The 20582-nt window shown below is 48.3% G+C and carries 19 protein-coding genes and 1 other RNA gene; 16 read left to right on the top strand and 4 right to left on the bottom strand.

What is annotated here, in order from left to right:
* Positions 1-52 precede the first annotated feature (52 nt).
* Positions 53-688: a stringent starvation protein SspA gene (sspA, locus tag AOT11_RS04840; RefSeq protein ID WP_011078679.1), complete on the top strand. Its 636-nt coding sequence runs from the start codon at positions 53-55 to the stop codon at positions 686-688.
* Positions 689-691: 3 nt separating this feature from the next.
* Positions 692-1168, top strand: a complete 477-nt coding sequence (sspB, locus tag AOT11_RS04835; RefSeq protein WP_017421289.1) for a ClpXP protease specificity-enhancing factor — start codon at positions 692-694, stop codon at positions 1166-1168.
* Positions 1169-1241: 73 nt separating this feature from the next.
* Here sspB and AOT11_RS04830 read toward each other — a convergent pair whose 3' ends face one another.
* The 4 genes from AOT11_RS04830 to AOT11_RS04815 are packed head-to-tail and all read right to left on the bottom strand — an operon-like array spanning position 1242 to position 4598.
* Entirely contained in the window at positions 1242-1835 is a 594-nt protein-coding gene (locus AOT11_RS04830; protein WP_017421290.1) for a BON domain-containing protein, read from the bottom strand.
* Positions 1836-1837: 2 nt separating this feature from the next.
* Positions 1838-2428 (bottom strand): phosphoheptose isomerase, encoded by a 591-nt coding sequence (locus tag AOT11_RS04825; protein ID WP_011078676.1) that lies wholly within the window; start codon positions 2426-2428, stop codon positions 1838-1840.
* 3 nt (positions 2429-2431) lie between these two features.
* Positions 2432-2800 (bottom strand): YraN family protein, encoded by a 369-nt coding sequence (locus AOT11_RS04820; protein ID WP_017421291.1) that lies wholly within the window; start codon positions 2798-2800, stop codon positions 2432-2434.
* Entirely contained in the window at positions 2787-4598 is a 1812-nt protein-coding gene (locus tag AOT11_RS04815; protein WP_017421292.1) for a penicillin-binding protein activator, read from the bottom strand. The genes AOT11_RS04820 and AOT11_RS04815 overlap by 14 nt, the downstream gene beginning before the upstream one ends.
* Before the next feature lie 68 nt (positions 4599-4666).
* On the opposite strand from AOT11_RS04815, the gene rsmI reads away from it, so the two are divergent.
* From rsmI to ftsA, 14 genes are all read left to right on the top strand, one after another.
* Positions 4667-5530: a 16S rRNA (cytidine(1402)-2'-O)-methyltransferase gene (gene rsmI, locus AOT11_RS04810; protein ID WP_017421293.1), complete on the top strand. Its 864-nt coding sequence runs from the start codon at positions 4667-4669 to the stop codon at positions 5528-5530.
* 99 nt (positions 5531-5629) lie between these two features.
* Positions 5630-6071: RNase P RNA component class A (rnpB, locus tag AOT11_RS04805), an RNA gene on the top strand.
* Between the two features lie 181 nt (positions 6072-6252).
* Positions 6253-7203, top strand: a complete 951-nt coding sequence (gene rsmH, locus AOT11_RS04800; protein WP_011078671.1) for a 16S rRNA (cytosine(1402)-N(4))-methyltransferase RsmH — start codon at positions 6253-6255, stop codon at positions 7201-7203.
* A 9-nt stretch (positions 7204-7212) separates the two neighbouring features.
* Positions 7213-7530 carry a cell division protein FtsL gene (gene ftsL, locus AOT11_RS04795; protein ID WP_017421294.1) on the top strand — a complete coding sequence of 106 codons (318 nt, stop codon included), beginning with the start codon at positions 7213-7215 and terminating at the stop codon, positions 7528-7530.
* Positions 7527-9257 (top strand): peptidoglycan glycosyltransferase FtsI, encoded by a 1731-nt coding sequence (locus AOT11_RS04790; RefSeq protein ID WP_017421295.1) that lies wholly within the window; start codon positions 7527-7529, stop codon positions 9255-9257. The genes ftsL and AOT11_RS04790 overlap by 4 nt, the downstream gene beginning before the upstream one ends.
* Before the next feature lie 31 nt (positions 9258-9288).
* Positions 9289-10770 (top strand): UDP-N-acetylmuramoyl-L-alanyl-D-glutamate--2,6-diaminopimelate ligase, encoded by a 1482-nt coding sequence (gene murE, locus AOT11_RS04785; protein ID WP_026050480.1) that lies wholly within the window; start codon positions 9289-9291, stop codon positions 10768-10770.
* A complete protein-coding gene (locus tag AOT11_RS04780) occupies positions 10767-12128 on the top strand; it encodes a UDP-N-acetylmuramoyl-tripeptide--D-alanyl-D-alanine ligase (protein ID WP_017421297.1) in 1362 nt (453 codons plus the stop codon). The genes murE and AOT11_RS04780 overlap by 4 nt, the downstream gene beginning before the upstream one ends.
* Positions 12125-13207 (top strand): phospho-N-acetylmuramoyl-pentapeptide-transferase, encoded by a 1083-nt coding sequence (gene mraY / locus AOT11_RS04775; protein ID WP_011149501.1) that lies wholly within the window; start codon positions 12125-12127, stop codon positions 13205-13207. The genes AOT11_RS04780 and mraY overlap by 4 nt, the downstream gene beginning before the upstream one ends.
* A 33-nt stretch (positions 13208-13240) precedes the next feature.
* Positions 13241-14569: a UDP-N-acetylmuramoyl-L-alanine--D-glutamate ligase gene (gene murD / locus AOT11_RS04770; RefSeq protein ID WP_017421298.1), complete on the top strand. Its 1329-nt coding sequence runs from the start codon at positions 13241-13243 to the stop codon at positions 14567-14569.
* A gap of 38 nt (positions 14570-14607) precedes the next feature.
* A complete protein-coding gene (gene ftsW, locus AOT11_RS04765; protein WP_026050481.1) occupies positions 14608-15801 on the top strand; it encodes a cell division protein FtsW in 1194 nt (397 codons plus the stop codon).
* Positions 15788-16855 carry an undecaprenyldiphospho-muramoylpentapeptide beta-N-acetylglucosaminyltransferase gene (murG, locus tag AOT11_RS04760; RefSeq protein ID WP_026050482.1) on the top strand — a complete coding sequence of 356 codons (1068 nt, stop codon included), beginning with the start codon at positions 15788-15790 and terminating at the stop codon, positions 16853-16855. The genes ftsW and murG overlap by 14 nt, the downstream gene beginning before the upstream one ends.
* Before the next feature lie 13 nt (positions 16856-16868).
* Positions 16869-18329: a UDP-N-acetylmuramate--L-alanine ligase gene (murC, locus tag AOT11_RS04755; RefSeq protein WP_013572430.1), complete on the top strand. Its 1461-nt coding sequence runs from the start codon at positions 16869-16871 to the stop codon at positions 18327-18329.
* Between the two features lie 230 nt (positions 18330-18559).
* A complete protein-coding gene (locus AOT11_RS04750) occupies positions 18560-19288 on the top strand; it encodes a cell division protein FtsQ/DivIB (RefSeq protein WP_373364908.1) in 729 nt (242 codons plus the stop codon).
* Positions 19289-19298: 10 nt separating this feature from the next.
* Positions 19299-20561: a cell division protein FtsA gene (gene ftsA / locus AOT11_RS04745; protein ID WP_011078660.1), complete on the top strand. Its 1263-nt coding sequence runs from the start codon at positions 19299-19301 to the stop codon at positions 20559-20561.
* Positions 20562-20582 lie beyond the last annotated feature (21 nt).

Here is a 20582-nt window from a genome sequence, read left to right as displayed (position 1 = left end):
ATGGAGGCTTAGCCTCCATTGTTTTTATTATTGTAAGTGTACTGGAGGGCCCATGGCTTTAGCTGCCAATAAACGTTCTGTAATGACTCTATTCTCAAGTGCATCAGACTTGTACAGCCATCAAGTGCGTATCGTTCTCGCAGAGAAGGGTGTAAGTGTTGAGGTTGAGTTGGTTGATGAAACTAACCTACCAGCAGAGCTGATCGAGCTAAATCCTTATAAATCAGTACCAACACTGGTGGATCGTGAGCTAGCACTCTATGACTCGAAGATCATCATGGAGTACCTAGATGAGCGTTTTCCTCATCCGCCGTTGATGCCTGTTTATCCGGTAGCCCGTGGTAATAGCCGTTTAATGATGTACCGTATCGAACGTAACTGGTACTCATTGGCTGAGAAAATTGTTAAAGGCAATGCAGAAGAATCAGAGAAAGCGCGCAACAAACTGCGCAATGACTTGCTGACTCTATCGCCAATCTTCGCTGAATTTGAATACTTCATGAGTGAAGAATTTAGCCTAATTGACTGCTACTTAGCGCCTTTATTGTGGCGTTTGCCTCTACTAGGTATCGATCTGATTGGTCCTGGTTCAAAAGAGATCAAAGCTTACATGAACAAAGTGTTTGAGCGTGATTCATTCCTAGCTTCTTTGACTGAAGCTGAACGCGAGATGCGTTTGGTTCGTTAAGTTATGGAAATTGCTCAAATGACCGCTCGCCGACCGTATATGCTAAGAGCATTTTACGATTGGCTAGTGGATAATGATTTAACTCCTCACCTCGTTGTGCAAGCAACATTGGCTGGAGTGCGCGTACCTCAAGAGTTTATTCAGGATGGTCAGATTATTCTGAACATTGCCCCGCGTGCGGTTGGCAATCTTGAATTAGGTAACGACACCATCAGCTTTAATGCTCGTTTTGGTGGTCGTCCACATTCTGTGATTGTTCCATTGTACGCAGTGCTGGCTATTTATGCTCGTGAAAATGGTGCTGGCACCATGTTCGAACCTGAAGAAGCGTATACCAGTATCCCTGGGGCTGAGCAGGAGGAGGACGATGGTATTTGGTTGGAAGAGGAGCATTCAGCGCCTCAACCTAACATCGATTTTGATGATGAACCAGAGCCACCAAGACCCAAGGGCCGACCTAGCTTGAGAGTCGTTAAATAACGATGAACGTTAAATAAAAAAAGCAGCGAAAGCTGCTTTTTTTGTGCCTGAGAGTTAGCCATACCGATATTGATTATTGGCTGGCATTACTCGTTTGTGTTACGTTCTCGCCATACTGGAATGCACGAACAACCTGCTTAACCCCAGATATATTGCGTGCAATCTCAGTCGCTTTCTCCGCTTGTTCGCTGTTTACATAGCCAAACAGGAACACATCGCCATCTTCGCTAATGACTTTGATCTTTACGCTTTTTAAGGATTCATCGGTAAGCAATGCAGATTTCACTTTAGTCGTGATCCAACTGTCATTACTGATTTGTGACACGCTGAGTGGGGCTTTCACTTTAACTTGATTGTGAAGCACTTGAACACCTTTAACACTACGAGCTTGCTGTTCAAATCCCGATCTTTCCTCTGCAGTGGAGGCTTGTCCCATCAACACCACCGTACCATTGTAAGAGCTCGCGACGATTCGCACTTTGCCACGATAAGGTGCTTTATTGCCAATGGCCGCAATTTCAAACTCGATATTGTTATCTTGCCAGATCTCTTTGGTTGTTCGTGTATCCGTCACTAGATTTGCGGTGGTTGCGGCGCCAGCGATGAAAAGTCCGGCACAACCTGATAAGGCCCAAGTTGTGATGAAAAGCAAAACGTAACGTAGCATCTTTATTCCTCGTGAGCAGGGAAAAGCACTTGGTCAATGAGATCGCACAAACAGTGCAGCGTCACCATGTGTACTTCGTGAATACGCGCGGTGCGGTGAGATGGAATTCGAATCTCAACATCGTTTTCACCGAGTAGGCCTGCCATCTCACCACCATCTTTGCCAGTGAGAGCAATGATCGTCATGTCTCGAGTTACCGCCGCTTCCATCGCTTTGATGATATTTTTGCTATTACCACTGGTGGAGATCGCTAACAAAATATCGCCTGGTTGACCAAAGGCACGCACCTGTTTCGAGAAAATCTCTTGATAGTGGTAGTCATTTGCCACTGCCGTCAAGGTGGTGTTGTCGGCGGTTAGAGCCATGGCTGGTAAGCTTGGGCGCTCAGTCTCGAAACGGTTGAGTAGACATGAAACAAATTGTTGAACGTTCGCTGCCGAACCACCATTACCACAACATAGAATCTTGTGACCATTCAGCAGAGTTGCCACCATCGCCTGTGCGGCATGGGTGATGGCATCTGGCAGGGCTTCTGCGGCGGCGATTTGAATTTGAATACTTTCGGTAAAGCTGTCTTTAATGCTGTCGAGCATCGATTATCCTTGAGTAATTGCATTGGCGATCCAGTTAATATCCTGGCCATTGGAGTGAATGGCCACAACATCAAACCGCATCGCAGTGTTACAAGCATTATATCCGTGTTTGTTTAACCATAAATAAGCGGTTTTAATAAGCTTGTTGGCTTTGGCAGGATTCACCATCTCTGCGGCGTCGCCATAACAGCTATTTTTTCGATACTTAACTTCAACAAACACAATGGTTTGTGCTTCTTTGAAAATCAGGTCGATTTCGCCAACCTTGGTCGTAAAGTTGGCTTCAATAAACCTCAGTCCTTGGCGTTGTAAGTATGCCTTCGCCAAGGACTCATATTGGTTGCCGATGGCGCGTCGGCTAAAGAGCCCCATGCTCTTTCCAGCTGATTTCGCGATGAACGACGCATTGATCATCAATCGTCAGCACGCCCGTTTGACCGTTGACGGCGTGATTTGGGACCACTTTCATTTGTGGTAGTTCCGCCATCAGTTTGTAGGCATCCATCCCCAACGCTTGTAAGCGTTTTTGGAAGTTGGACTGATCTGGCCAAAGTTGTTCCATTTGGTTATCCAGTGCAGGGTTCACTTCAAGCAACATTGGAATGTCGCTGTAAACAATGCCTGTGAGGTCTTCGTATTGCTTCTCACCACTGTTGCTCATGGAATTGGAGAAGAGCTTCGGTGGTTTTGCATCTGGGTTTACCGCCACTTCAATAAATGGCTTGATGAGAGTGAGCTCTGAGCTGCGAGCAGCGATGTAGACGGAGTCAATGTCGCGACGACTGCGAGGCTGCGTTTCCATTGGCAACTTCATTAGCCCTTCCATTTGTGCGATTCGCTGCTGGCTTTCTTGTAAGCCAAATACCGAGTTTACATCACGTTGCAGCTGACGCTTATCACCAAAGTAGCTTACGGCCACTTTATTAGTGCTGTATTTCTTCCATTCGGCTTCAAAGGCGCTGACTACTCGTTGCCCTAAGTTGCCTTGAGGGGCGAAGATGAGTGGGTACTTGTAGCCATTAGCAAACAAGTGCTTCGCCGCTTGGGCGACTTCTTGCTCTGGAGAAAGGGTCAGGTAGCAGATCCCCGTCCCTGCTTGTAGGTCGTCGGGAATGTTGAGTGCCAGTGATGGAATTGACACTTGACCGCTCTTGTCACTTAACTCGCCTTGTAGCACTTCGATGACATCTTTACGTAGCGGTCCGACAATGAAATCAATTTGCTCATCGGTCAGTTGCTGTTTCAACTGATGTGGTTGATAGAGATTGGTATCAATGACCTTGAGGGTCGCTTCAGGATCGCGATCTTTGTCGTTCATCATGGCAAAGATGAAACCATCACGAATCAATTGTGCTTGCTTAGCATATTTGCCACTGAGAGGGAGCAATAACGCAGTATGCACCGGTTGAACAATCTCTAAGTCGAGAATGCTTTGAATTTCAGCGGGTGTATACAAAGCTGCAGGGTGTGCGGTATTTTCTGCAAACCAATGTTCAAGCGTGTTTTTTAGCTGTGGCACATTGGCTGACATGGTTTTCATGTATATCGCCAATTGTAACCAACCATCGAGTACTTCTTCGCTGGCATCGGGATGAAGTTGCGTGATCTCATATTGAGAGTAACCGGCAAAGTTCGCCCAAATTTGCTGCGCGATTTCAGCTTGCTGAGATTCGTCCACGTATTGGCTTAGAGTGACCAGTTGTCGGTTGGCTTCAAACGGCTGCTGTAATGCGGTGTAAGCTTCGGCACGCAACGTGTAATAATCTTTCCACTGTTCGTTTGGCAGTTTCCACCAAGTTTTGAAATTCAATAGCTCGATCACGTTGTCGGCTTGGTTGAGTTTGAGATGGTAAGCGGCACGTGTTAACTGCCATTCAGCCTGCTGCACTTCGGAGAGCGGCATTCTTGCTAAGCGCTTGATCAGTAAGTCAGCTTGAGCAAGATCGCCATTTTTCAGCGCTGCCTTGGCAGCCATAATCAGCCAATCTGCTTGTAGGGTACCCTCACTGCTGTCTGCATTTATCATGTAGTTTTGAACTGACAGGGTGGGCTCAAGTGTAATATCAACACTGGTTGGCGTTTTAGGGCCTGAAGAACAAGCCGCTAGCGTAATTGCCAGTGCAACTGGAGTGAGTAAGCGTGGTACACTGAGTCTCTTAGGGTTCATCATTGCCGTGAGTTCTCTTAAAGTCCGAACAAAATTGTCTCTATATTAATCGTTGAAGTGATGCTAAACAAATGACAGATAAAAATAACTTCCCAACAGAAGGCGCAACCCTCTATATCGTGCCGACACCGATTGGCAATTTAGGGGATATTACCCAGCGTGCCATTGAGGTGCTAACCAGCGTGGATATGATTGCTGCAGAAGATACCCGACATACAGGTAAGTTATTGTCTCACTTCAATATTCAAACTAAAACTTTTGCTTTGCATGACCACAATGAACAGCAAAAAGCGCAAGTTTTAGTGGATAAATTGCTTTCCGGGCAGAACATCGCATTAGTGTCTGATGCGGGAACGCCACTTATCAGTGACCCAGGGTATCACTTGGTTACACAGTGTCGTCAGGCGGGCGTTAAAGTTGTGCCACTTCCTGGTGCTTGTGCGGTGATCACTGCCTTAAGTGCGTCAGGTTTGCCCTCTGATCGCTTTAGTTTCGAAGGTTTCTTACCACCAAAAAGCAAAGGTCGTAAGGATAAGTTCCTCGAAATTGCAAAGGTAGAGCGTACCTGTATTTTTTATGAGTCACCACATCGAATTGTCGATTCTTTGCACGATATGCTTGAAATCCTCGGTCCAGATCGCGAAGTCGTGTTGGCACGTGAGCTCACCAAGACCTTTGAAACGATTCAGGGCATGCGTTTGTCGGCGTTGGTTGAGTGGGTTCAGTCGGACGACAATCAGCAAAAAGGTGAGATGGTGTTGTTGATTCACGGTTATCGTGATTCTGCGGAGGAGTCGCTACCGGAAGAGGCATTACGGAGTTTGGCCATTCTGACCAAAGAGTTACCACTGAAAAAAGCCGCTGCGTTAGCCGCGGAAATCTACAACTTGAAGAAAAATGCGCTCTACAAGTGGGGGCTTGAGAACCTCGAATAACGGATCTCTGGTTTGGTTAGTTTGCAAAATCGTCCCTATTTGCGCCAATAATGTGATCTCACTAGACACTCAGTGGAGAAGTCTATACAATCCGCCCTCGGAGTTGACTGGGTAGTCGCTGCTTTGTTGATGTCCTTCGGGAGACTGACGTTGAAGTCCTTTGGGAGACTGACGTTGACGTCCTTCGGGAGACTGACAAAGGGGAGGAAAGTCCGGGCTCCATAGAGCAGGGTGCCAGGTAACGCCTGGGGGGCGCAAGCCTACGACAAGTGCAACAGAGAGAAGACCGCCGATGGCCTTAATTCGCAAGATGAGAGGATCAGGTAAGGGTGAAAGGGTGCGGTAAGAGCGCACCGGACGACTGGCAACAGTTCGTAGCAGGGTAAACTCCACCCGGAGCAAGACCAAATAGGCCTCCACATAGCGTTGCTCGCGTTAGGAGGCGGGTAGGTTGCTTGAGCCAGTGAGCGATTGCTGGCCTAGAGGAATGGCTACCGCCGCGCAAGCGGAACAGAACCCGGCTTATATGTCGGCTCCACCCTTTTAAGCCCATCATTACCTAGTAATGATGGGTTTTTTGCATTTTACTGACGCAATGATTATGTGAACCAATAAACTTGGCGCTATATCACGCCTGAACTTTGTCAAATAGTGGCACTGAACAAGGAAATCAGTACACTAATGATTCGCCGCACAGGCTTTGAATATTCAACGAGAAAACCATGACCGACACATTCCAGCACATTTCCGTACTACTTCATGAATCTATTGATGGTCTCGCCATCAAGCCGGATGGTATTTACATTGATGGAACATTTGGTCGTGGTGGTCACAGCCGTACGATTCTTTCTAAACTTGGCGAACACGGTCGCCTGTACAGTATTGACCGAGATCCTCAAGCTATCGCGGAAGCGGGTAAAATTGATGATCCGCGTTTTACCATCATTCATGGTCCTTTTTCAGGAATGGCGAATTACGCCGAACAATATGATTTAGTCGGTAAAGTGGATGGTGTGTTGTTGGATCTCGGTGTCTCCTCGCCACAACTTGATGACGCTGAACGTGGCTTTAGCTTTATGAAAGACGGCCCGTTGGACATGCGTATGGACCCAACCTCGGGCATTCCAGTGTCTCAGTGGCTGATGGAAGCGGATTTGGATGACATCACTTGGGTGATTCGTGAGTTTGGTGAAGACAAACATGCGCGCCGTATTGCCAAAGCGATTGTTGCGCATCGCGAAGATGAAACCAAAGAGCCACTAACGCGTACCAGCCAACTGGCAAAACTGATTTCGGAAGCGGCGCCAAAAAGCTTTAAAGAGAAAAAACACCCAGCGACTCGTGCGTTTCAAGCATTTCGTATCTACATCAACAGTGAGCTTGAAGAGATCGATACAGCACTGAAAGGAGCGGCGAGTATTCTGGCACCAGAAGGGCGCTTATCGGTGATCAGCTTCCATTCTTTGGAAGACCGCATGGTGAAACGCTTTATGCGCAAAGAAAGTAAAGGGCCTGAAGTGCCTCACGGTATCCCTCTGACCGAGGCGCAAATCAAAGCGTTAGGCAGTGCCAATATGAAAACAGTGGGTAAAGCGATCATGCCAACAGCGCAAGAAATTGAACTGAATCCACGTTCTCGCAGCTCAGTGTTGAGAATCGCTGAAAAGCTTTAATTTAAACCTATGCGTCCAGCCAAGCCAAATCTCGCCAAAGAAATTTTTTTCGACCTACTGACGGTAGGTCGAACGTCTTTGATCTTGCTTGTCCTGATCTTTGCCTCAGCGATGGCGGTGGTTTTTGCCACCCACCATACCCGCCAAGCGATCACCCAAAAAGATGAAGCACTGCAAGAGCGTGAGCATTTGGATAACGAGTGGCGCAACCTGATGTTGGAAGAGACTGCGCTAGCTGAGCATAGTCGCGTGCAAGAGATGGCGAAAAAAGAGCTCGAAATGAAACGGCCTGATGGCGACAAAGAAGTGGTGATTAATCTGAAATGATGGGTAAAAAGAGCAAAACCACCGTCAAACCCAAAGAGAGTGAGCAAGGGACATCTTTGCTTATCCGCTGGCGTTTCCATTTAGTCCTAGGATTTGTTTTCCTCGCGTTTGCCGCGCTTGTTGTTCGTCTTGCATTTATTCAAGTCATTGAGCCTGATAACCTTATTCGTGAAGGGGATTTGCGTTCTATCCGTGTGAAAGCCCTTCCGTCCGCGCGAGGTATCATCTCCGATCGCAACGGTGAACCTTTAGCGGTGAGCGTTCCCGTTGAAGCGGTCTGGGCCGATCCGGTGACGATTTTCAAAGAAAAGGCGCTGGATAACAAACAGCGTTGGTATGCGTTAGCCGATGTGTTGGGGCTGCAGCGTGAAGAATTGATTGAACGTATCGAGCGCAATGAAAACCGCCGCTTCATCTACTTGCAGCGCCAAGTGAGCCCTGCGATGGCGAACTACATACGCGAGCTTAAAATTCCAGGCGTGGGGCTGAAATCAGAATCGCGCCGCTATTATCCCGCTGGTGAAGTGAGTGCTCATTTGGTGGGCGTAACGGGTATCGATGGTCACGGCCTTGAAGGGGTGGAACGCAGTTACGATAACTGGTTGACTGGTGAAGCGGGCAAACAGACGATTCGTAAAGACCGTTATGGCCGCGTGGTGGAAAACATTGCCTATGAAGACAGGCAAGAGGGCAAGTCGCTTGAACTCACCATTGATCAGCGTCTCCAAGCCATTGCTTATCGCGCCATCAAACAAGCGGTGGCCGATCATCGTGCGACTTCTGGCTCGGCAGTGATGTTGGATGTGAAAACAGGTGCCGTGTTGGCGATGGTCAACGCGCCTTCTTACAACCCAAACAATCGCAGTGATTGGCAAAGCTACAAGATGCGTAACCGCATCATCACTGATTCGTTGGAGCCTGGCTCCACGGTGAAGCCTTTTGTGATTCTTGCCGCGCTGGAAAACGGCGTTGCCACCAAAGACACGGTGATCGACACGGGCAACGGCATTCTCCAAGTCGGTGGCAGTCGAGTACGAGATACGAGTAAGGTCGGTAAAGCGGATCTGACCGAAATCCTCAAAAAATCCAGTAACATCGGCGTGACAAAACTGTCGATGGAAATGCCTGTGGAAGCGATTCTCGGCATGTATAACTCGGTCGGGCTTGGAGAGCCTTCTGGGTTAAATCTTGTTGGCGAAGTGACCGGTATTTTCCCTACTCGTTCGCGTTGGTCTCCGATTGAGAGAGCGACGCTGTCGTTTGGGTATGGTCTGTCGATCACTCCGATTCAATTGGCTCATGCCTACGCAACTTTGGGCAATGAAGGTATGTACGAGCCGATCCACATCATCAAAAGCAACGATCGTGATATGGCGAAGCAAGTGGTGTCCAAACAACACGCTCGTGAAGTGCTCAATATGCTTGAAACTGTGACGCAAAAAGGTGGCTCAGCCAGACGAGCAGCCGTTCCGGGTTACCGTGTTGGGGCGAAAACGGGAACGTCACGTAAAGCAACAGCCGGTGGGTATAGCGATGAGTACATCACCTACACGGCGGGGATTGCGCCAGTTAGCGATCCGAGAATTGCTTTGGTCGTGGTGGTCAATGAACCACAAGGGGATGATTACTATGGTGGTTCCGTTGCTTCCCCCGTTTTTTCAGAAATTATGAAAGGTGCTCTGCAAATTTTGAATGTGGCACCCGATGAAAATGCATTCCAGAACTAGTTTTATGGCTGAGCGTGGCTCGGAGAACAAAATGCGAAATACCATGAATCTGACAAATTTATTAGCGCCGTGGCTAGATTGCCCTGAGCTTGCGGACATTACCGTCCAATCGCTGGAGTTAGACAGTCGTCAGGTGAAACAAGGCGATACTTTTGTCGCTATCGTTGGTCACGTGGTGGATGGCCGCCAGTATATTGAGAAAGCAATAGAACAGGGTGCGAATGCCATCATTGCTCAATCTTGTCAGCAATACCCTTCTGGCTTGGTGCGTTATCAGCAAAACGTGGTGATTGTCTATCTTGAGAAGCTGGACGAAAAACTGTCGCAATTAGCGGGACGACTGTATCAACATCCTGAAATGTCATTAATTGGTGTGACAGGAACCAATGGTAAAACCACCATCACTCAATTGATTGCGCAATGGCTAGAGTTAGCCGGGCAAAAAGCCGCGGTGATGGGGACGACGGGCAACGGTTTTCTCAATGCTTTACAGCCAGCGGCCAATACCACGGGCAATGCGGTTGAGATTCAAAAAACGTTGGCAGACTTACAGCAGCAAGGGGCAAAAGCAACTGCGTTGGAAGTCTCTTCTCATGGCTTAGTGCAGGGGCGCGTCAAGGCGCTACAGTTTGCCGCTGGCGTGTTTACCAATTTGAGTCGCGATCATTTGGATTATCACGGCACGATGGAAGCCTATGCCCAAGCCAAAATGACGCTGTTTACTGAGCATCAGTGCCAGCATGCGATCATCAATCTGGATGACGAAGTCGGTGCGCAGTGGTTTAAAGAGCTGAAACAAGGGGTCGGCGTTTCATTGTTTCCACAAGATGCAAGTGTAAAAGCACTGTGGGCCAGCTCGGTAGCTTACGCAGAAAGCGGTATTACGATTGAGTTTGATGGCTGTTTTGGTCAAGGGCGTCTGCACGCGCCACTGATTGGTGAATTTAATGCCACCAACTTACTGCTCGCGTTGGCCACACTGTTAGCCTTAGGCGTTGATAAGCAAGCTTTATTGGGTTCGGCAGCGAACCTGCGTCCAGTGCTTGGACGCATGGAGCTGTTTCAAGTGAACAGCAAAGCAAAAGTGGTGGTCGATTATGCGCATACCCCAGATGCACTGGAGAAAGCGCTGCAAGCGTTGCGTGTTCATTGCACCGGTCATTTGTGGGCTATTTTCGGCTGTGGTGGTGATCGCGATAAGGGCAAACGACCAATGATGGCTGAGATTGCAGAGCGTCTGGCTGATCACGTAGTGCTTACCGATGACAACCCACGCAGTGAAGACCCCGCCATGATTGTGCAAGATATGCTGGCGGGCTTAACTCGTGCGGACAGTGCGGTGGTTGAGCACGATCGCTTCAGCGCGCTTCAATACGCGCTCGACAATGCACAAGCGGATGACATCATTTTGTTGGCAGGCAAAGGCCACGAAGATTATCAAGTACTCAAGCACCAGACGGTTCACTATTCGGATCGTGAATCGGCGCAGCAACTGCTAGGAATTTCATTATGATTGAGACCTCTCTGAGTCATTTGGCACAATTGACGCAAGGACAACTGATTGGCGATGACGCCACCTTTTGTACCGTTTCAACGGATACGCGTCATATCCCTCAGCAAGCGTTGTTTATTGCGCTCGTCGGTGAACGTTTTGATGCGCATGATTTTTGCCAGCAAGCGGTGGACGCAGGTGCTGTCGCATTGTTGGTGGAGCGAGCGCTGGATCTTCCCGTCGCACAAGTGCTGGTCAAAGATACGAAAATTGCACTCGGTCAGCTCGGAGCGGATGTGCATCAGCGCAGCCAAACTCCTACCGTGGCGATCACGGGCAGTTGCGGCAAAACCACCGTTAAAGAGATGGTGGCCAGTATTCTGCAGCAAAAAGGTAAAGTGCTGTTCACCGCGGGTAATTTTAACAATGACATTGGTGCGCCTCTGACGTTGCTACGCTCAGAGCTCAACGATGATTTTGCGGTAATTGAACTGGGTGCCAATCATCTTGGTGAAATTGCCTATACCACTCAACTTGTTCAGCCCGATGTGGCGTTGGTGAACAACGTGGCTGCTGCGCATCTTGAAGGTTTTGGCTCGATTGATGGCGTGAAACAAGCGAAAGGGGAGATTTACCAAGGTTTGTCTGCTGGTGGCGTGGCGATCGTCAATCTAGACAGTCATGGCGGTGAGTATTGGACACAGGTACTGGCCGATAAACAAGTCATAACGTTCTCGGCAACGTCAGAGCAGGCTGATTTCTACGCAACAGACATCGTACTGGATACGCAAGGGAAAGCCTCATTCGTATTGCATACGCCTGAAGAGAGTATTCCACTTTCTCTTGGTATCATTGGCCAACATAACGTCGCCAATGCGATTGCCGCCAGCATCATTGCTTTGCAGTTTGGTGCCAGCTTAGCGCAAATCCAATCGGGATTGCTCAATCTGATGCCTGTCAAAGGGCGCGTTGATGTTCAACAATTATCCGACAACATCAAACTGATTGATGACAGTTATAATGCCAGCGTGCCAGCTATGAAGGCGGCGGTGGACCTATTAGGTAGTTTTACCGGACAGCGTTGGTTAGTTTTAGGTTATATGGCGGAATTGGGCAATGAAAGTCTTGCACTTCATCGTCAAGTCGGTGAACATGCTGCCCCATTAAATTTTGAACACGTCCTTACCTATGGCGAGGATACAAGGATCATTAGCCAGTTGTGTGGTGGAAAACATTTTTCAGACCATGGTGAACTGATCGAATACATCAAGCAGAATTTGGCCAACGAAAATGAAGCCTGTCATACCGTGTTGGTCAAAGGCGCAAACTCAGCTGGCATGAGTAAAGTGGCTGCTGCTTTGAAGGAGAACTATCAATGATTATTTGGCTTGCCGAGCTGCTACAGCCATACTTTTCCTTTTTCCGACTGTTTGAATACCTGTCGTTTCGCGCGATCTTAAGTGTTCTAACCGCGTTGGGGTTATCGCTTTGGATGGGGCCACGCCTCATTAAGCGCTTACAGTTGCTGCAAATTGGTCAAGTGGTGCGTAACGAAGGCCCTGAGTCTCATTTTAGTAAACGTGGCACGCCAACCATGGGTGGTGTCATGATCCTCGCGGCTATTTCTATTACCATTTTGCTTTGGGCTAACTTATCCAACCCTTACGTTTGGGCTGTACTGGCCGTCTTGATGGGCTATGGTGCGGTCGGGTTTGTTGACGATTACCGCAAAGTGGTTCGCAAGAATACCGATGGTTTGATCGCACGTTGGAAGTACTTTTGGCAGTCAGCCATTGCGTTGGTCGTGGCTTTCGCTCTATACGCATACGGAAAAGACACTGCAGCGACGCAGTTGGTTGTGCCTTTTTTCAAAGATGTGATGCCTCAGCTAGGGCTGATGTACATTGTTTTGACCTATTTTGTGATTGTCGGTACCAGTAACGCGGTGAACCTAACGGATGGTCTAGATGGTTTGGCGATCATGCCGACGGTTTTGGTCGCCGCAGGTTTTGCTGTGATTGCCTGGGCAACTGGCAACGTCAATTTTTCTCAGTATCTTCACATCCCGTACCTACCTCACGCCTCTGAACTGGTGGTGGTATGTACTGCCATCGTCGGTGCTGGGTTGGGCTTCTTATGGTTTAACACTTACCCAGCACAAGTCTTTATGGGCGATGTCGGTTCTCTCGCGTTGGGTGGCGCGTTGGGGACGATTGCCGTCCTTGTACGCCAAGAGCTGGTTTTAGTGATCATGGGTGGTGTCTTTGTCATGGAAACCTTGTCGGTGATTTTGCAGGTCGGTTCATACAAGCTACGTGGCCAACGTATTTTCCGCATGGCACCCATTCACCACCATTACGAGTTGAAAGGTTGGCCTGAACCACGTGTTATTGTGCGTTTTTGGATTATTTCTATGGTGTTGGTTCTGATCGGTCTAGCGACACTGAAAGTGCGTTAATCGGCGGACACTCTTTTTATGGTGTGATGAAATATGGATCGTTGGCAAGACATCAAACAGGTTGTGGTTGTAGGGCTCGGTATTACCGGGCTCTCCGTCGTTAGACACTTGCGAAAAACACAGCCGCAGTTGCAAGTGAAAGTGATTGATACGCGTCCAACCCCTCCAGGTGTGGAACAATTGCCTCCAGACATTGCGCTGCATGTCGGCAGTTGGAATGACGCTTGGTTAGCTGAGGCCGATTTGGTCGTCACAAACCCAGGTATCGCCTTAGCGACCCCTCAAATTCAAACGGTGTTAGCACGCGGCGTTGCCGTGGTGGGTGATATCGAGTTGTTCGCTTGGGCGGCAGATAAACCGGTCATCGCGATTACTGGTTCAAATGGCAAAAGCACCGTCACGGATTTAACCGGAGTCATGGCTAACGCCTGTGGGGTGAAATGCGCGATTGGCGGTAACATTGGTGTTCCTGCGCTCGATTTGTTGGAGCAAGAGGTTGAGCTGTATGTGCTTGAACTCTCGAGCTTTCAATTGGAGACGACTTCCAGCCTCCATTTGGTTGCGGCGGCATTTCTGAATCTTTCTGAAGATCACATGGATCGCTACCAAGGCATGGATGACTATCGCCAAGCTAAACTGCGCATCTTTCAGCATGCAAAACATGGTGTCGTGAATCGCGATGATCGTCAGACTTATCCTGACACTTCCCACGACCAGCAATCACTTGCTTTGGTGACTTTTGGCTCCGATGACAGTGAGTTTGGTGTCATGAGTCATCTGGGTGAATCTTGGTTGTCACATAACCAGCAACCTATTTTGGCAAGCCGAGAACTCAAACTGGTTGGTCAGCATAACGTGGCAAATGTTTTGGTGGTTTTGGCGCTGCTGACGTGCGCTGGTATTGATTACCGTAAAGGCTTGAGCGCTTTAAAGTCTTACACCGGTTTGACACACCGATGTCAGGTTGTCGCAGATAATCGTGGCATCAAGTGGGTCAATGATTCAAAAGCGACGAATCTTGCGAGTACACAGGCTGCCTTATCGGGGCTGAACTGTGCCGGCAAACTCTATTTACTGGTCGGTGGGGATGGCAAAGGGGCTGACTTCTCGCCATTGAAGCCGATTTTGGCGCAGCTAAACCTCCAACTATGTTGTTTTGGTGCTGATGGTGATCAATTTATGCCATTGCACGCATCGGCCACCCGTTTTGAGCGTATGGAAGATGTGATTGAGCATATATCTCCACAATTACAATCAGGAGATATGGTGATGCTTTCCCCTGCATGTGCTAGTTTTGACCAATTCAGTAATTTTATGGCGCGAGGCGATCGATTCGCCGAACTGGCTCGCCAGTATGCATAGCGCTAGCGCGTATTTTTAACAAGGCACGATGTTTGGTGATGGTAGGTAATATCAAAAACAATTTGTTCGGCTGGTTTCGCCACTCACCACCAGACGCCTTGTTTGATCGGCAGTTGGTTTGGATTGCATTGTGTTTAATGCTGACGGGGCTGGTGATGGTGACATCGGCATCCTTTCCTATCAGCTCTCGTCTGACGGATCAGCCTTTTCACTTTATGTTCCGCCACGCCACTTTTTTGTGCTTGGCGTTGGGCACCTCCGCGGTAGTGTTGCAAATCCCACTGCAGAAGTGGCAAAGCCATAGCCACTATTTGTTGGGCATCGCATTTGCGTTGCTGGTGGTGGTTTTAATTGCGGGTAAATCGGTGAATGGCGCGTCACGCTGGATCCCTCTAGGGCTTTTTAACCTGCAGCCAGCGGAAGTGGCCAAGCTTGCACTGTTTATCTTCATGTCCGGTTATTTGGTTCGTAAACAGGATGAAGTTAGAGCGACCTTTTTTGGTGGCTTTATGAAACCCATTATGGTTTTTGGCGCGTTAGCGCTATTGCTACTTGGGCAACCAGACTTGGGTACGGTCGTTGTTATGTTGGTGACCTTGTTTGGCATGCTTTTTATCGCTGGAGCCAAATTGAGTCAGTTTCTGGCGTTGATGGTCGCTGGGATTACCGCAGTCGTAGGATTGATTCTCATCGAACCGTATCGTGTAAGACGTGTGACGTCTTTCTTAGATCCTTGGGAAGACCCATTTGGTAGCGGCTATCAGTTGACTCAATCATTAATGGCGTTTGGTCGTGGTGAATGGTTTGGTCAAGGTTTGGGTAACTCGATTCAAAAACTAGAGTATTTGCCGGAAGCTCACACCGACTTCGTGTTTGCTGTCATGGCAGAAGAGCTTGGTTTCATTGGCGTGGTGCTGATCTTAGCGCTCATTTTTAGCCTAGTGATCAAAGCGGTGTTTATCGGTAAAAAAGCGTTTGAACATCAATTGCAGTTTGGTGGATATCTCGCTTTTGGTATTGGTATCTGGTTCGCTTTTCAAACCCTAGTTAATGTAGGGGCAGCAGCGGGGATGGTCCCTACCAAAGGTCTTACGTTACCGCTGATCAGTTACGGTGGTTCGAGTTTAATTATTATGTCCATCGCTGTATCGATTCTTCTGAGAATTGATCATGAATGCCGACTTATCTCGATGGGCAATAAAGCAGACTTACAGACAGATGAAAAAGAATAAAAGATTAATGGTCATGGCAGGAGGCACAGGTGGACACGTTTTTCCTGGCTTGGCGGTGGCGAAAAAATTGCAGCAACAAGGCTGGGAAATCCGCTGGCTCGGAACAGCGGATCGTATGGAAGCAGAGTTGGTGCCAAAACATGGTATCGATATCGATTTCATTCAAGTCAAAGGCTTGCGTGGCCAAGGCATCAAACGCCTTGTTTTGGCGCCTTTCCAAATCCTCAATGCTATTTTTCAAGCGAAGGCACACATTAAGCGTTGGCAGCCGGATGCTGTGTTAGGGATGGGCGGCTACGTAAGTGGTCCTGGTGGTATTGCTGCTTGGTTATCTGGCATTCCAGTGGTCCTGCATGAGCAAAATGCGGTGGCAGGGCTAACCAACCACTGGCTAGCGAAAATCGCTAAAAAGGTATTTCAGGCCTTTCCGGGGGCGTTTAAAGATGCACAAGTCGTAGGTAATCCGGTACGTGAAGATGTCGTTGCCCTTCCTGATCCCATGCAGAGAATGCAGGACAGAGACGGTGCAGTACGCATTTTAGTGATGGGTGGCAGCCAAGGTGCCAGAATCCTCAATCAAACCATGCCTCAAGTGATGGCGCAACTCGGTTCTGGTTTTGAGATTCGCCATCAAGCGGGTAAAGGTAGTGCAGATGAAGTGCGTCTAGCCTATCAACAAGCAGGCGTTGAGCACGTTGAGGTGAGCGAGTTCATTGATGACGTTGCTGCGCAATACGCTTGGGCCGACCTATTGGTGTGTCGCTCTGGAGCTCTGACCGTATCGGAAGTCTCTGCCGCTGGCGTAGGGGCCATTTTTATCCCATTTATGCACAAAGATCGTCAACAAGCGTTGAATGCAGATCATCTCGTGGCATGCGGAGCCGCGCTGATGATTGAGCAGCCACAACTGACGGTGGATAAGCTTGCGGGAGAAATTCAAAAATTAGGTCGAGATACATTGCTCTCAATGGCGCTTCACGCCCGAGCAGCAGCACAAAATAATGCCGACCAAGTTGTGGCGGATGCGATTGTCGCCCTAACTGAACAGAAATAAAGAGAACAGGTTAATGACTATTCAACACAAGCAAGATCTTGCACAGATTCGCGCTATGGTCCCAGAGATGCGCCGAGTGAAATCCATCCACTTCATTGGGATTGGTGGTGCAGGCATGAGCGGCATCGCCGAAGTGTTGCTAAATGAAGGGTATCAAATCACCGGCTCTGATATTGCAGAAAATGCCGTTACTGAGCGCTTGGCTCAAAAAGGGGCAAAAGTGTATATCGGCCACCAAGCGACGAATGTTGCAGAGGCGAGTGTTGTTGTTGTCTCAACAGCGATCAATGAAGCGAACCCAGAAGTTAAAGCGGCGCGTGAAGCTCGCATTCCGGTAGTTCGCCGTGCAGAAATGTTGGCAGAACTGATGCGTTTTCGTCACGGCATTGCCGTTGCTGGTACGCATGGTAAAACCACCACGACAGCATTGGTAACGCAAATATATTCAGAAGCGGGACTGGATCCAACGTTCGTGAATGGTGGCCTGGTAAAAAGTGCAGGCACCAATGCGCGTTTAGGTTCTAGCCGCATTTTGATTGCTGAAGCGGATGAAAGTGATGCGTCGTTCTTACATTTGCAACCGATGGTGTGTATTGTCACCAACATTGAAGCTGACCACATGGATACCTATGGCGGTGACTTCGAAACACTGAAGCAAACCTTCATCGACTTCTTACACAATTTGCCATTTTATGGTCAGGCGATTGTTTGTATTGATGATCCGGTGATTCGCGAGCTGATCCCTCGCATCAGTCGTCAAGTCATTACTTACGGCTTCTCGGAAGATGCCGATGTTCGTATTGAAAATTATCGCCAAGAAGGCCAGCAAGGAAAATTCACCGTGGTCCGCAAAGATTGCGAAGCGCTGGATATTACCCTGAATATTCCTGGCCGCCACAATGCATTGAATGCTGCTGCTGCCATTGCTGTGGCAACGGAAGATGAAATTGGTGATGACGCGATCCTTGCTGCCATGATTGGTACTCAGGGCACTGGTCGCCGTTTTGAACATCTAGGTGAGTTCGAAACAGGCAATGGAAACGTAATGCTGGTTGATGATTATGGCCATCACCCAACCGAAGTGGATGTGACCATTCATGCCGCTCGTAATGGTTGGCAAGACAAACGTCTAGTGATGATTTTCCAACCCCACCGTTATAGCCGTACCCGAGATCTCTACGATGACTTCGCAAACGTGCTTGAGCAGGTTGATGTGCTGGTCATGTTGGATGTATACGCGGCGGGTGAAAAAGCGATCGCTGGAGCGGACAGCCGTTCACTGTGCCGCACGATTCGCAGCCGTGGAAAAATCGATCCTATTTTTGTTGCCGATACCCAGCAATTGCCAGAGGTATTGGCGAACATTTTACAAGAAGGCGATCTGTTATTAGCACAAGGTGCGGGGGATATTGGTAAAGTCGCCCGTCAATTGGCTGCACTTGAGCTAAATATCAGTAATATGAAAGCAAAATAGCCATTTGTGGCGGATATTAAGCAGTTAGTAACGCAGATCTCGTATTTGCGATAACTTCGTTGCGATTTCTCTCTATCAATGTTTGATAGTTTACAAGAGCTCAGTATAATCCCGAAGTTAAAGTCATTACTTTTCGCTCGCGAATATCCGCTGAATAAAGAGTATTTGAACAAAGTCAGGAAGCGTTAACTTTGACAGAAATAGCAGTTGATGAAGCTGATGTACTTCCCTTGCACTGGAAGAGACAAAAGCACCAAATAATTGGCGCTGCATTTTTCGTATTGGTTGTCGCTTTAATCGGCTCAATTTTGTATTCAACCTTGAGTTGGATGTGGGATGACCAACGCCTGCCTTTATCAAAGATAATTCTGCAAGGGGATTTGCAGTACGTCACAGCTGATGATGTGCAGCATGCCTTTGGCAGTATTACTCATATCGGCACCTTTATGTCGCAAGACGTTTCGGTGTTGCAAGAAAGCGTGGAAGCCTTGCCTTGGGTTGCGCATGCATCCATTCGCAAGCAATGGCCAGATACGGTGAAAGTGTTTATCACCGAGCACCGTGCCGCGGCGATTTGGAATGGCAACGCATTACTCAATCAAGATGGAATGGTCTTTGATGGTGACGTCGCGCAACTGAATGAAGAGAGAGTCAAACTTTACGGGCCAGTTGCGACTGGGGTTGAGGTACTGAAAAAGTATCGAGAAATGAACCCTGAGTTTAGTAAGTTAGGTTTATCGATTTCTTCATTAGTATTAAATGACCGACGCGCTTGGCAAATTATCCTAGATAATGGTATTCGCCTTGAATTAGGCAAAGAGTCTTTGGATGAGCGAGTGGCGAGGTTTTTTTCGCTCTATCGCCAATTAGGCAGCAAAGCTGATAAGGTCAGCTATGTTGACCTCAGGTATGACACGGGAGCCGCTGTTGGTTGGTTCCCTGAGCAAGAGTCAGAATAAGAGAGTACAGATGACTAAGACCGCCGATGACAACATTATTGTTGGTCTTGATATAGGCACTGCAACCGTATCCGCTCTGGTAGGCGAAATTCTGCCTGATGGTCAAATTAATATCATTGGAGCAGGCAGTAGCCCATCTCGTGGTATGGATAAAGGCGGTGTGAACGATCTTGAATCTGTGGTGAAATCTGTCCAGAGAGCGATCGATCAAGCTGAAATGATGGCTGAGTGCCAAATCAGCAACGTATTTATTTCTTTATCGGGGAAGCATATTGCCAGCCGCATAGAAAAGGGCATGGGTACCATTTCCGATGAAGAAGTCTCACAAGAAGATATGGATCGTGCTATACATACAGCTAAATCCATTAAAATCGGTGATGAGCAGAGAATCCTTCATGTGATTCCACAAGAGTTCACTATCGATTATCAAGAAGGCATTAAAAACCCTCTTGGTTTGTCTGGTGTGAGAATGGAAGTGAGTGTTCATCTTATTTCCTGCCACAACGACATGGCGCGTAATATAATTAAAGCGGTAGAGCGTTGTGGTTTAAAAGTCGAGCAAATTGTCTTTTCTGGTTTGGCGGCAAGTAATGCGGTCATTACAGAAGATGAAAGAGAGCTGGGTGTGTGTGTGGTTGATATCGGCGCAGGCACCATGGACGTAGCAATCTGGACGGGCGGTGCACTTCGACACACTGAAGTGTTCTCTTATGCCGGCAATGCTGTCACCAGCGACATCGCTTTTGCCTTTGGTACACCCGTGAGTGATGCCGAAGAGATCAAAGTGAAATATGGCTGTGCTCTGAGTGAGCTAGTCAGCAAGGATGATACGGTTAACGTCCCAAGCGTTGGTGGGCGTCCCTCTCGGAGTTTGCAACGTCAAACTTTATCTGAGGTGATTGAACCGCGCTATTCTGAACTTATGGGATTAGTTAACCAAACTATTGAATCTGTTCAAATGAAGCTGCGTGAAGATGGAATTAAGCACCATCTTGCTGCGGGAGTTGTCCTCACCGGAGGGGCAGCCCAAATTGAAGGTTTAGTAGAATGTGCGGAGCGAGTGTTCCGCAATCAAGTTCGCGTTGGTAAGCCACTAGAAGTGAGTGGCTTAACTGATTATGTAAAAGAGCCGTATCATTCCACGGCAGTTGGATTACTTCATTACGCACGAGATATGCGCTCAAGCGATGATAGTGACTACAACGAGCCTAAACGTTCGGCTGTCACTGGCTTGTTTGGCAAGCTGCGTAATTGGATACAAAAAGAGTTTTAACCTGAGAGTTGCAGGAAAAAC

Origin of the sequence: Vibrio vulnificus NBRC 15645 = ATCC 27562 (assembly GCF_002224265.1) — a bacterium.
Taxonomy (GTDB): Bacteria; Pseudomonadota; Gammaproteobacteria; order Enterobacterales; family Vibrionaceae; genus Vibrio; species Vibrio vulnificus.
This window is presented reverse-complemented; position numbering and strand designations above follow the sequence as displayed.